10 protein-coding genes are annotated in these 12659 nt (G+C 58.5%); 4 read left to right on the forward strand and 6 right to left on the reverse strand.

Annotated features, from left to right (window positions below):
• Positions 1-108: 108 nt before the first annotated feature.
• The 6 genes from VOY09_RS12615 to VOY09_RS12640 all read right to left on the reverse strand — a co-directional run bounded on the left by VOY09_RS12615 (position 109) and on the right by VOY09_RS12640 (position 7955).
• Positions 109-1407, reverse strand: coding sequence for an HlyD family type I secretion periplasmic adaptor subunit (locus tag VOY09_RS12615; protein WP_322894247.1), 1299 nt, complete (start codon positions 1405-1407; stop codon positions 109-111).
• Positions 1404-3125, reverse strand: a complete 1722-nt coding sequence (locus tag VOY09_RS12620; RefSeq protein ID WP_322894246.1) for a type I secretion system permease/ATPase — start codon at positions 3123-3125, stop codon at positions 1404-1406. Before VOY09_RS12620 ends, VOY09_RS12615 begins: the two co-directional genes overlap by 4 nt.
• A 94-nt stretch (positions 3126-3219) precedes the next feature.
• Positions 3220-4353, reverse strand: coding sequence for an OpgC domain-containing protein (locus VOY09_RS12625; protein WP_322894245.1), 1134 nt, complete (start codon positions 4351-4353; stop codon positions 3220-3222).
• Between the two features lie 25 nt (positions 4354-4378).
• Positions 4379-6169, reverse strand: a complete 1791-nt coding sequence (gene mdoH, locus VOY09_RS12630; protein ID WP_322894244.1) for a glucans biosynthesis glucosyltransferase MdoH — start codon at positions 6167-6169, stop codon at positions 4379-4381.
• A 3-nt stretch (positions 6170-6172) separates the two neighbouring features.
• The gene (locus VOY09_RS12635; protein WP_322894243.1) at positions 6173-6355 is read right to left on the reverse strand and encodes a hypothetical protein; all 183 of its coding nucleotides are present in this window, start codon (positions 6353-6355) and stop codon (positions 6173-6175) included.
• On the reverse strand, positions 6345-7955 hold the full coding sequence (locus tag VOY09_RS12640; protein ID WP_322894242.1) for a glucan biosynthesis protein G: 1611 nt from the start codon (positions 7953-7955) through the stop codon (positions 6345-6347). Before VOY09_RS12640 ends, VOY09_RS12635 begins: the two co-directional genes overlap by 11 nt.
• A gap of 460 nt (positions 7956-8415) precedes the next feature.
• Here VOY09_RS12640 and VOY09_RS12645 point away from each other — a divergent pair, with 460 nt between their 5' ends.
• The 4 genes from VOY09_RS12645 (at position 8416) to VOY09_RS12660 (ending at position 12646) form a co-directional block, all read left to right on the forward strand.
• Positions 8416-9435, forward strand: a complete 1020-nt coding sequence (locus VOY09_RS12645; protein WP_322894349.1) for a LacI family DNA-binding transcriptional regulator — start codon at positions 8416-8418, stop codon at positions 9433-9435.
• An 88-nt stretch (positions 9436-9523) separates the two neighbouring features.
• On the forward strand, positions 9524-10789 hold the full coding sequence (locus VOY09_RS12650) for a sugar ABC transporter substrate-binding protein (RefSeq protein ID WP_322894241.1): 1266 nt from the start codon (positions 9524-9526) through the stop codon (positions 10787-10789).
• A gap of 55 nt (positions 10790-10844) precedes the next feature.
• Positions 10845-11768 carry a sugar ABC transporter permease gene (locus tag VOY09_RS12655; RefSeq protein ID WP_322894240.1) on the forward strand — a complete coding sequence of 308 codons (924 nt, stop codon included), beginning with the start codon at positions 10845-10847 and terminating at the stop codon, positions 11766-11768.
• The gene (locus VOY09_RS12660) at positions 11765-12646 is read left to right on the forward strand and encodes a carbohydrate ABC transporter permease (protein WP_322894239.1); all 882 of its coding nucleotides are present in this window, start codon (positions 11765-11767) and stop codon (positions 12644-12646) included. The genes VOY09_RS12655 and VOY09_RS12660 overlap by 4 nt, the downstream gene beginning before the upstream one ends.
• Positions 12647-12659 lie beyond the last annotated feature (13 nt).

Here is a 12659-nt window from a genome sequence, read left to right on the forward strand (position 1 = left end):
ACGTCCAAGTGTCGCGATAATTACATTATATGTCAGAAATATTACATTTATCAGAATGAAGGATAACTTTTGATCCATGGCCTGTTTTCGCCCGCAGCAATCCGTCCTTCACCTTTCTCGAAAGGCCTTGGCAACATAGTCGGTCAGCGGCTTGGTGAGATAATCCAACAGACTGCGCGCGTCGGTGCGCATGAAAGCATCAACCGGCATGCCCGGCAGCAGCTTGGTATTTGCCGGCAGTCGCTGCATTTCGCCGTCGTTCAACTCCACCTCGACGCGGTAGTAGGACAAGCTGGTCGCGTCATCCCGAAACGCATCTGCCGAGACGAGCGTAATATGGCCCGTCAGTTCCGGCGTGCGCCGCTGGTCAAAGGTGGGAAACCGCAAGGTCACAGCCTGCCCGAGAAAGACCTGATCGATAGCCACGGTCGGCACCTGCGCGACGAAAACCAAAGGCCGGTCTTGCGGGACGATATATAGAAACGGATCGGCGGGCAAAATGACGGCACGTGGTGCAAAGACCTGCATCCCGTAGATGACCCCGGACACCGGCGCACGGATATCCAGCCCTTTCAGCTGGCGCAGCAAAACCTGGCGGCGTTCCGTCAGTTCCAGCTGTCGCGATTGCAGATCGCGCAGTCGGGTGATCGCCTCTTCCCTGCGGGAAGATCCGAGCCCAAGAATCTGGATGTCAATCTCGGTCATCCTTTCACCGGCCTGCGCAGCTTGCGCTGTCAATTCAGCGAACCGCCCAAGAAGCGCCGCATCTTCACGCTGCAAGGTCAGCACCCGGCTGGCTTGGGCCAGACCGCGATCCAGCAGGTTTTGCTGATCAGCCAATTCTCGGGCGATCAGCCCCCGTTGGATTGTTACGGCAGCCTGTTGTTTGCTGATCCCGGTGATCTGGTCGGCGATCCGGGCGCGCTGCCGATGCAACTGTTCGACCGATTGCGTATTGGTTTCCAGCCTCGCCGCGAATAGCCGCAGCTGGGTATCGATCAGCGCGTCCACGTCTGGCCGGCCCGTTTGCAACAAGAGCGGGTCAAACACCAGATCGGTGGTATCGTCACGCTCTGCCTCCAGCCGGGCGCGGTCGGCCATTATCTCGAACAATTGCCCTTCAACAATGAACAGATCGGACTGCAGATCACTTGCATCCAATCGGATCAGCAGGTCGTCTGCGGCGACATGATCGCCCTCACCCACAAGGATATCCTGCACCACACCGCCAAACGGGTGCTGTACGACCTGGCGGTTGCGGTCCACCTCGATCTGGCCACTGACGATCACCGCGCCGGAAATCTGTGCCAGCATAGCCCAGGCGCCAAAGCCACCCAAAAGCACGCCAAGCGCAAGACCGCCGGTCATCAGGTAGTGCCGCACCGGCCAATGACTGGGCGCAGTCATGACATGCCCACCACCTGCGGCGCGCTGCATGTGATTTGCTGGTGGTTATTCACGACTTCGGCGAGCACCTTGTGTTTCGGCCCAAAAGCTCGGGATAAACCGTTTTCAAGCACTAACAGCAGGTCACATTCCGCAATCGCGGCAGGCCGATGCGCAATCACGAACACAATCCCGCCGCCCGCCTTAAAGGCACGGATCGCGGCATTCAGTGCCAGTGACCCGTCATTGTCGAGGTTGGAATTCGGCTCATCCAGAACCAGCATCACAGGGTCACCATAAAGCGCACGCGCGAGCCCGATCCGCTGGATCTGCCCGCCGGACAGACGGCCCGTGGTCGGTGTAACGCTTGTGTCGTAGCCACCGGGCAATTGCAGGATCATCTCATGCGCCCCGGCCTTTTGCGCAGCAGCCACGACGAGCGCATCATCCGGCACCATCGCCATGCGGGCGATGTTGTCTTTGATCGTGCCGTCAAACAACTGCACCCGCTGCGGCAGATAACCGATCTGCTGACCCAATAAATCCGGGTCATATTGATCCAGCGGCGCACCATCGAGCTTGATCTTGCCGCTGACCGGCTGCCACATCCCCGTCAGCGCCCGCGCAAGCGTCGATTTCCCCGCGCCCGAGGTGCCGATCACGCCCACCGCCTGTCCCGCCGACACATCAAAACTGATCATCCGCAGCGCCGCATGGCTTTCGCCGGGGGGCACGATGGTGACCCGGTCAGCGCTTAGCCGTGCCTTTGGCCTTGGCAGAGGTGTCCGCTTAACTTCAGGCGCGATCTGCGTCAGCAAGCTGGCCAAGTTCCGCCAACCTTCACGCCCGCGCTGAAAAATGGCCCATTGTCCCACAATCTGCTCAATCGGGGAAAGAGCGCGGCCCAGCAGGATTGACCCTGCGATCATCGCGCCTAGTGACAATTCCGCCTGCAACACCAGATAAGCCCCCAGCCCCAGCATCGCGGATTGCAAAAACAGCCGGAACGACTTGATCAATGCGGCATAAATACCCCCCGCATCCGCCGCGCAAATATTGGCATTGAGCGATGCCCCCCGCGCGCTCTGCCAGCGGGAAAAAGCGGCATCGCGCATCCCCAAGGACTGAACGACTTCACTTTCCTGCCAGATCTGGCTACCCAATTGGTCCGCAGCAAAGCTGGCCACGCTGGCCAGCGCGAGCGGCGCGCGGCTGCTGAACTGGTTCAGCAATGCGAGGATCAGCAACACCAAAGCCCCGCAAAGCGCCAGCAATCCCATCAGCGGGTGAAACATGAAAATGCACAGGAAAAATAACGGTGACCATGGCAGATCGAACATTGTCATCAAGGCGGGCGACGTGATCAGCCGTTGCACCGCCTCCAGATCACGCAGGCCGGTCGATGATTTACCGGGCGCGCGCAGGACTGCGCCAAACACCCGGCGGTCCAACCGCGCCTGAAACCGTGCGCCCACGCGGGCCATCACCCTGCCCCGCACATAATCCAGAGTGCCCATCATAGCGTACAGGAAAGCGACCAGTACCGTCAGCGCGATCAGCGTTTCGACCGAGCGTGAATTCAGCACCCGGTCATAAATGTTCAACATATAAAGCGGCCCGGTCAACATCAGCAGATTGACGAAGAAGCTGAAGACCCCGACCAGCCAATAGAGCGCCCCGCTTTCACGCCACGCCGCGCGCAATTCAGCTTGCCCTTGGATTGTTGGGAGGCCTGTCATCCTGCGCTTTCTTCGCTGCCAGTTCTGCCGCGAAAGCGGCCCGGCAACCTTAGCAGTCAGGTCTTTACAAGACGTAAACCGGCTTGAGGATAACTCAGATGCGGCCGTTCGCCTGACGCGGCTTCGGCCAATATTGCTTGGCCGCAGCGAGCCCCAGCTGTGCCAACAGCCCGCCGCCAATCATCAATGTGTCCAGAACGAAATCCTGTCCTGTCACTGTCTTTGCCGACTGGATCGCGAAAGCCAGCACCGTGCCCAGTGCGAAGACCGGCAAGGCCTGCTGCCCCAAGAGGGCAAACGGCGCCGCGAAAGCTGAAAAACAGATCCGGCGTACCGTGACGAAGCTGGACAGAAAATAAGCCAGCGCAAGGATATGCAAAAGACGCGGCGCGGCCAGATAGGTTTTATTGAACCCGGTAATGACCCAGGGCACGCCCGCATCCTGTGCCAACTTTAAGCCACCGCGCATGACCGCGGCGAAATCCGGCCATTGCATCCAGACAAGTGACAGCAGCAGAAACCCACCCGTCAGCCATTGCAACCACGGCAGAACAGGCACGAAGCGCCGTCCTGCTTTATGCGCAACGCCGGTCAGCACACCAACAACGAACAGCAACTGCCACGAAAAGGGGTTCAAAAACCAACCGCCGTCCTGTGGGTAGTTCGGAAAATTGATCCGCAGGACACCGGCAGTCAGCCAGATCGTAACCGATACCGACAGCACGACCAAGGGCCAGCGCATCGCCGCCCAGATGACCGGAGGCACCAGCAGCAAAAGCACAAGGTAGAGCGGCAATATGTTCACGTAGCCAATCTGCTGGCCCAATAGCGGTACACCGATTAAAAACCCAAGCGGATCGGTGACCAGCGTCCAGATCCCGTGTTTGCGCATCATATCAGGTGCCGCGAACCAATGCGCAGCGGCTGCGGCAATCGCGATGGCGACGACTGTGATCAGAATATGCACCTGATACAGCGTCCAGACCCGGCGCAGCACTCTGGTCACGCCATCAAACGGATCCCCCCGCCGGAACGACCCTGAATAAGCGATCCCTGCCGCGATCCCAGACATGAAAACAAAAGCCTCCGCCGCGTCGGAAAATCCGAAGTTGCGGTTGGTGAAACTCTCCAAATAATTGCGCGGTGCGTGGTTGATGAAGATCATCACCAGTGCCAGCCCCCGAAACACGTCAAGCCGCGGATCGCGGCCACTGCGGGACTCGGCCAACCTAGGGTCCTTCGACCCCACAATGTCAGACATGCTGCAATCGACCCGTCAAGAGCTCTGGTTGTTCATCGGCCGTGCCTGCGTGCCATCGATCCAGAACCTCGGCCCGGAGCAGGATCACAGGCGCGGGCGACAGTTCTTCCGGGGTGATGAAAAGCGACGGATCGCCCGGCTGTGACGTCCATGCGATAATAAACGGCGATAGCACCATCGGAAGCGTCACCGGCAAAAACCACGGGATCAGCGCGGGTGACAGCACCGCAGCAAGTGCGAGTCCAACAAAACCACTGATCACAATCCAGTAGCTGGCGGCAAATGCATCTGACAGGCGCAACCGGCCATCGCCGCGATCATGCGCGGGCCAGCCGCCATCGCGCCCCAGCAGAACCTGGAACACCGACCGGGTCTGATACATCAGAAAAATCGGTGCGTTGATCGACGACAGCAAAAGCTCTGTCATTGTTGAAGCCGTCGCTGGCCACCATCCGCCAAAAAGCCGCGCGCGGCCCCGCAGGACCGCATCCGCGCCGATCAACAATTTGGGCAAGATCAACAGACCGAAAATCCCGATGACCAACCCGATGGCAAGGGCGGTTTCCTCGGGCGGCATTACCGGCATTGGCCAGTATTGCGTCGGAAAATAAACAACGGGCGGACCAAAGACCGGGGCAACAATGCTCGCGATCAGAAAGCCAAGCCAGACGATGGAGACCAGATAGGCAAAGATCCCTTGCACGAACACAAAACGACTCCAGCCCCGCAGACCGGGGGCGAAAACAAGGCGCATATGTTGCAGATTGCCCTGACACCAGCGCCTGTCGCGTTTGGCGTGGTCAATGATATTCTCCGGCCCTTCCTCGAAACTGCCGTCGAGGTCATCGTCAAGCCGGACAGTCCAGCCTGCCCGCGCAAGAAGTGCCGCTTCGACATAATCATGGCTCAAAATGTGACCACCGAAAGGTGGCTTGCCTGCCAGTTCGGGCAGACCACAGCTCTGCGCAAAGGCGCGCACACGGATGATCGCGTTATGTCCCCAGAACGGGCCGGTATGTCCCTGCATCATCGCCAGACCGCGTGCAAAGATAGGTGAATTGAAAGCCGCCGAAAACTGCATGGCGCGTCCGAAACGTGACCGCGCCTGAATCACGCGCGGTAAGGTTTGCAGTAAACCCAGCTTGGGATCGGCCTGCATGCGGCGGGCCATTTCGACCATCGTTTCGCCTTCCACCAGACTGTCAGCGTCAAGGATGATCGCAAGATCATAGGCTGCACCAGAGGATTGAATAAAATCCTCGACGTTGCCCGCTTTTTTGCCTTTGTTATCTGCACGTCGCCGGTAGAAGATCCGGCCCTGCCCGTTCCGGTCGCTCAACAAGCGCAGATACCATATCCGCTCGCGGGCGGCGACGATCTCGTCCCGCGTGTCCGACAAGATGGCAAAATCAAATCGGTCGCCCTGGCCGGTTGCAGCCAGCGATATGTCCATCGCCGCGATACGCGAAAATGTCGCGATCGGGTCTTCTTCATAAACCGGGACAAGCACGACGACCCGGCAATCCAGAGGCTTTGTGCGGTCGATCATCGGCGCGCGGCTGCGCGAGGTGAGACCTAAAAACGCCTGCATCGCGCCCCATGACAGCCAGAAGGTCGAAACCAGCATGAAGACACTGCGCAGAACATCGACCTTGTTCAGCCCGTTCGCCGCACCGTATTTCAGAAAGAAAGCGCATGCGGCAAAAGCCGCAACCAAGCTGGCGATCAAGGCTACGGTGCGGGCTGAAGTGACGCCCCGGCTGACCGGTAGCGCGGCTGACATCGTTTACTGACCCGTTTTGGGTGAAAATACCCCGAATAGACGTAGCAGAAGACCGGGGTGTTCCGTGCTGTTTTCACGCTCGAGCTGTTGACGCACGACCTTCATCGGTGCCGCAGGCGGTTCCCCGATCATCGCGATCAGACGTTCAATATCGACATCATCTTCGGACATAAAGTCACGCATCATTTCTGATCCATTGATAGAGCCAGGTTTCTGTAAGCTTGCGATCATAACCCGCGACATGCGCGGAAAGTTCCACCACGCCGCCCTCGCCCGCGATGACATCAAGCACCATGCGCCAGATATCATGGCCTTCAACTGTGCCAAGAGTGACATTGACCAACTCGCCTCCCGTCACGCTGACGATCGGGGCCACATCATCGTCTGCCGACAGGCGGGAAAGAAAACCGCCCTTGAAATCAATGACAAATTTGCGCTTATTCGCGGCGTTGACCACGCCGGACACGCCCCCTGCCCCGGCCCGTGTTTCAACCACATGGGCAAGTTCAGCGGTGTCGCTTTCCGGCAAATCGCCCCAGCGCAAACGGTAGGAGAATTCCCGCGCATCGCCTGCTTTCACGTCACCCTCGGGGATAAAATAGGCAACAATATTATCATTGACCTCAAGATCCGTCGGGATCTCGACAAGGCGGATGTGGCCGGGTCCCCAGTCGCTGGTCGGAACAACCTCCAGCGAGGGTCGCATTTCGTAATGTGCTTCCGCATCCTGATACTTGGCGAAATCGCGTTCGCGCTGATGCAGGCCAAAGCTGACCGGTCCGTCTTCTGCGAAATAGGACCCCGCCAGCCTGACCGGGTTGTTCAGCGGACGCCAGATCACGTCGCCGCCGCGCTGCACGATCCGCAGCCCGTCGCTGTCATGGACGCGCGGCCGGTAATCATCAAACCCGGTGCGGTTGATGCCATTATAGAGAAACATCGAGGTCATCGGCGCAATGCCCATTTCGCCCACATCGGCGCGGAAAAACAGCCGGGCAGTGACGTCCATCTCGGTCGTATCGCCGGGGCGAATGACAAAGCGGTAAGCGCCAGACACGCTCGGACTGTCCAGCAATGCATAAACGACTGTCTGTGCAGCGCCCTGCGGATCGCGTTCGAGATAGAAGCGGGTAAACCGCGGAAACTCCTCCGGCACAGGGCCGGCAGTATTCAAAGCCAGGCCACGCGCGCTCAGCCCGTAACGGCTGTCGCGGCCCAGCGCGCGGAAGTAGCTCGCGCCAAGAAAGGACACCAATTCATCGAAACGGTCAGGATGATTGAGCGGCGCATTCAGCCGGAAACCAGCGACACCGGGAAGTTCCGCATGTGCAGGCACACGATCAGCCAGTTCGTTGAGATATTCGAAATCATCGGTCGAAAAGATCATCGGCGTCGCCGCTGCGCTGTCACCGTCGCGCGTGACTTCGAACAACTTCACAGGCTCGCCAAACAGCCAGCCGGTGTGGAAAGCATGAACCTGGAACGGCGCATCACTCTCAGCCCAACGAGCGCGATCCGCATTGAACCTGATCAGCCGGTAATCGTCATAGTCCAGCGCGCCCAGAAAACCCTCGGGCGGCGTGGGTTCGACATAAGCGTCTGCGGCATGGGCCTGCGCCAGTTCAGTCAAGGTTTCAAAAGAAAAAGGCTCGGATGTCAGTGCAGCAGAAGCAGAATCTTCAGCTGCAACCTCCTGCGCGCCACCACGGCTGGCCAGCATCATCGCGGCGGATGCGGCGCTAACTTGCAACAGATTACGCCGGCTCATCAGTGTCGAATAGTTCATGTCGGTCCTTAAAGCGGCTTATTCCAACGGCTTGCGCCGCAAATCGCAGCGATTCTACCAGATAGCCCATCACATTAGCACATATTGCGGCAGTGCAGCGAAGCGCAAGATCTCGTGAGATAACGCGCGAAGGGTAAGCGCGGTTCCGCCAGTTCATCGCGTGATTCCGGCCCAATCTGCCTGTTTTTAGTTCAGATCGCGAAAAGCTAATGTTTTCGAAGGCTTCGACCAATTAATCGATACGGACCGCGCGCAACCTTTATAGCCGTGCTCGGCAGATAAGCGATTAACCATCGCCAGACTTGATTGAACGATGGCGCCGGAATGGTTGCAGGAAGCACGCACAATTGACCCCGTTGACAGGTTATTTGACATCTGCTTACAATGCGCAAACGTTATCTCAAATTTGGCGCAATATGCTTGTGTCATCAGATAACGCAGGGAGGATTGTATTTTGCGGGTGACTATTCGCGATGTCGCATCACGTGCTGGGGTCAGTGTGACCACGGCATCACGCGCGCTGAACGGCGAGGGCCGGATGGCACCCGCAACACGCAACCGCGTTCAAGAAGCGGCCAAGGCGCTGGAATATCGCCCGAACCCGATCGCACAGGGGCTGGTACGCAAACGATCCTTTACGCTGGGCCTTTTGACCAACGACACTTACGGACGGTTCACCCTGCCCGTCGCTGCGGGCGTGTCAAATGCGGTGGTTGATCGTGGCGTATCAGTACTTCTGGCGTCCTATCAGGATGATCCCGACCTTGCGCGGATCAACCTGCAAGCATTGCAGGACAGGCAGGTCGATGGGCTGATCCTCGCCGGAAAGCGGATTGACCGCGCGCCCCATGCCAGCCTGCTGCGATCCGGGATTCCGACGGTTCATGTCATGTCGGCCTGCGACAATGACGGGATCGCCTTTGTCCCGGACGATGCAGGCGGTGCGCGGATCGCGACGCAGCATCTGCTTGATCTGGGACGACGCAAGATCGCCCATATCACCGGCCCAACCAGCTTTACTGCGGCCCGTATCCGCGCCGAAAGTTACATCCGGACGCTGGCCGACAATGGCGCAAAGCCATGGGGTGATGCGATCTATGGTGCCTGGTCGGAACAGCATGGCTTTGACCTTGCCCTGCACCTTTATGACCGCAAACGCCGGGCAGATGCCCCTGACGCGATCTTTTGCGGCAACGACCAGATCGCGCGCGGCATGATTGACGGGCTGACCCAACTTGGCGTGTCAGTCCCGGATGATGTCGCCATCGTCGGTTTTGACAATTGGGAGATTTTCGCAGCGGCCACCCGTCCGCCGTTGACAACCATCGATATGGGGCTGGTCGAATTGGGCCGTCAGGCAGGCCTATGCCTGCTGGACCTGATCGACGGGCAAACCTGTGCGAGCGGGCTGACCCGCACGCCGAGCCAACTTGTTATCCGGCAGTCATGCGGGGCAGATCGCACCGACATCGCTGCATGATCACGACGACCGAAAGTGGAGGAGCTTTTTGTCGTTTTGCGCAAACGTTCTCTCAATGACGAGAGACGCACCAAGGAGGAGAAGACAGATGAACTTTCGGACAGTGACCAGCGGGCTCGCGCTTGCAACGCTTGGTATGGGTTTCGTGCCGGGGATCGCCGTGGCAGAGACCTTTTCTCTCTGGGTCCGCTCTGACGGATCGGAATTCATGCCGCCACTTGTCGAGGCATTCAATGCCATGGGCGAGCATGAAGCAAACCTGCAGATCGTTCCGGTGGATGAACTTGTGCAGCGCTACGCCATCGCCAGCGCAGGCGGATCAGCCCCTGACGCGCTATCGCTCGACCTAATTTTCACCCCTGCCTTTGCAGAGGCCGGGCAACTGCGCGATATGACAGAATTTACGCAGGCGCTGCCGTATTTTGGCGACCTGTCCCCTGCGCATTTGTCAGTTGGCACCGTGAATGATCGGATCTTCGGCATCCCGTTTTCGGGCGATGCAAGTTTCTTGTTGTGGAACAAGGATCTTTACGAACAGGCGGGGCTTGACCCCGAAGCAGGGCCCACCACCTGGGCCGAAATCGAGGATCAAGCCCGCGCAATCTCAGAATTGGGTGACGAGACCTATGGTTTCTACTTCTCCGGCAATTGCGGCGGCTGCAATATCTTTACCTTCGCACCGCTGATCTGGGCAACCGGAGGGGATCTTTTGTCAGCTGATGGGCGCACTGCGATGCTCAACTCTGATGAAGTCATCGCGGCAATCGACTTTTATCGCGGCATGGCCACCGATGGGCTGGTGCCTGCCGGTTCACAGACCGACAGTGGCGCGAATTTCTTTGCCGCTTTCGCAAACGGCAATATCGGAATTTCTCCATCCGGGTCTTTTGCTATCGGTGCGCTGAACAATAATTATCCTGATCTGAACTATGGCGTGACCTTCCTTCCGGGTCAGGAAACAGGTCAGTTTTCCAGCTTTGCTGGCGGCGACAACTTTGTCATTTCGGCTGGTACCGATGACAGCAAGATACCAGCCATCGAAGCATTCATCGAATTCGCCTATTCGCTGGAAGGCCAAAAGATCCTTGTGGCCAATGGTGCGGTGCCGGTGCGGGGCGACCTTGCTGCAGAAGTGTTTGAAGGTCTCGACGCGCGCTATCTGGTTTCGGCTGAGGCGATGGCAAATGGGCGCACACCCTATACCACCGTCTTCAACGACATCATCAATTCGCGCAACGGGCCTTGGATCACGATGCTGAACCGCGCCTTCTTTGCCACCAGCGAAGACGAAATGCTCAAGGCAATCGAAGATGGTCAGGCAGAAATGCAGTCGATCATCGACGCTGCCAATTGACCAATGCGGGCGGGCCCGGATGCGGCCCGCCCCCTTTTTCAAGGGATGATCCGCGATGACACCCACTGACCCGACAAGAGACAACGCGCCGCCCACGCCCCGCAAACCACGGCAGGCGGGCTGGCATGGGCTGTTCTATGTGCTTCCCGCGCTGGTACTGGTCGCGGTGTTCTTTCTGGTGCCATTGGGCATGACGGTCTGGATGTCTTTGCACGACTGGCCACTTTTGGGAAATCCGCGCTGGATCGGTACAGCAAATTACGAACGTTTGTTCAGCGATACCGGGTTTTGGAACGCAATGCGGTTCACCGCACAATATACTGTCGTGGCAACAATCGGGCTGCTGGGCGTGGCGATGGGCCTTGCGCTGATGGTGCAATCGCAGGGCCGGGCAAGCTCAATCTACCGGACGATCTATTTTCTGCCGGTTGTGACCGGCTTTGCTTCTGCCTCGTTACTCTGGGCGTGGCTGTCGAATGTGGATGCGGGGCTGTTTTCGCCGGCGGCCCAGCTACTGGGGGTGACCGAGAACCGGATCAATCTTCTGGCCAATTTCGATACTGCCTTCTGGACAGTGACCATCATGGTCGTTTGGAAAATGGCCGGGTTCTACATGGTCATTCTGATGAGCGGGCTGCAATCCATACCCACCGATTACGAAGAAGCTGCGCGCATTGACGGTGCAAGCTGGTTTCAGCGCTTTCGCTGGATCACCATGCCGCTGATCCGACAGCCTTTTGCGCTGGCGCTTATCCTCTGTGTCTCGGGGTCGATGCTGGCCTTTGATCAGTTCTATATCATCCTCAATGGCGGACCGCGCAATCAGACGGTGACGGCTGTCTACAAGATCTTCAACGAAAGCTTTGTGTCGTTCCGGCTGGGCTATGGCTCGGCGCTCTCTGTCGTGCTGCTGATCATCCTGATGATCCTGTCGGCAATCCAATTGCGACTGTTGCGCGACAAGGGAGAAGCGAAATGACCGCTATCGATATCCAGACCAATGCCCCCACGGCGCGCGGCGGGCGCATCAGCGCGCATCGCATCCTGTTCCACGTGACGGCTGTGATCGTCGCCGCGATCTTTCTGGTGCCATTGGTCTGGGTCGCGCTGGCCAGCTTCCGGCCCACCGCGGTATCCATGCAACCGCCGATCCCGCCTTGGCCCGGCGATGCCGCCACGCTGGACAATTACATCAGGCTGGAAAATTTCGGGCAGTCGATCCTGCATTACGCCGGAAATTCAGCCATTGTCGCCATCGGCACTGCGGCGCTGACCGTCGTCGTGGCATTGCTCGCGGGCTACGGGTTCTCGCGCTATCGTTTCCCGTTCAAGCCGCTCGCCTTTGTGCTGATCCTGTCAACGATCATGATCCCATTCCAATCAATCCTGACGCCACTGTTTCTTTTGTTGGCAAAGATGGGGCTTCAGAATTCGCTGTTCGGGCTGATCCTTGTCTATACAACACTGCAACTGCCGTTCTCGGTCTTCATGATGAAGAACGCCTTTGATTCCGTCCCGCCCGAGATTGAAGAAGCTGCACGCATCGACGGCATCAAAGGCCTGCGCATGCTCTGGCAAGTCATGGTGCCGTTGGTCATGCCGGGCATGGTGACATCCGGGCTCTTTGCCTTTCTCAACGCCTGGAACGAATTTCTGGCCGCACTCGTGCTGTTGTCAGATCAGGACAAATTCACCCTGCCGGTGCTGATGACCGCCGTGCGCTCGGGCCGCTATGGCGCGGTGGACTGGGGCGCCGTGCAGGCGGGCGTGACCGTCATGATGATCCCCTGCCTTGTGCTGTTTCTTATCCTGCAACGCTCTTACATCCGCGGCCTGACGGCTGGCGCGGTGAAGTAACCAAACCGAAAGA

Source organism: Yoonia sp. 67-2, from assembly GCF_035117555.1.
In the GTDB taxonomy this organism is placed as follows: domain Bacteria; phylum Pseudomonadota; class Alphaproteobacteria; order Rhodobacterales; family Rhodobacteraceae; genus Yoonia.

What these genes read in the sequence shown, in the direction of transcription:
- VOY09_RS12640 (WP_322894242.1), bottom strand. Translation starts at nt 7,955, where the DNA reads ATGAACTATTCGACACTGATGAGCCGGCGTAATCTGTTGCAAGTTAGC.
- VOY09_RS12650 (WP_322894241.1), top strand. Translation starts at nt 9,524, where the DNA reads ATGAACTTTCGGACAGTGACCAGCGGGCTCGCGCTTGCAACGCTTGGT.
- VOY09_RS12615 (WP_322894247.1), bottom strand. Translation starts at nt 1,407, where the DNA reads ATGACTGCGCCCAGTCATTGGCCGGTGCGGCACTACCTGATGACCGGC.
- VOY09_RS12620 (WP_322894246.1), bottom strand. Translation starts at nt 3,125, where the DNA reads ATGACAGGCCTCCCAACAATCCAAGGGCAAGCTGAATTGCGCGCGGCG.
- mdoH (WP_322894244.1), bottom strand. Translation starts at nt 6,169, where the DNA reads ATGTCAGCCGCGCTACCGGTCAGCCGGGGCGTCACTTCAGCCCGCACC.
- VOY09_RS12635 (WP_322894243.1), bottom strand. Translation starts at nt 6,355, where the DNA reads ATGATGCGTGACTTTATGTCCGAAGATGATGTCGATATTGAACGTCTG.
- VOY09_RS12660 (WP_322894239.1), top strand. Translation starts at nt 11,765, where the DNA reads ATGACCGCTATCGATATCCAGACCAATGCCCCCACGGCGCGCGGCGGG.
- VOY09_RS12655 (WP_322894240.1), top strand. Translation starts at nt 10,845, where the DNA reads ATGACACCCACTGACCCGACAAGAGACAACGCGCCGCCCACGCCCCGC.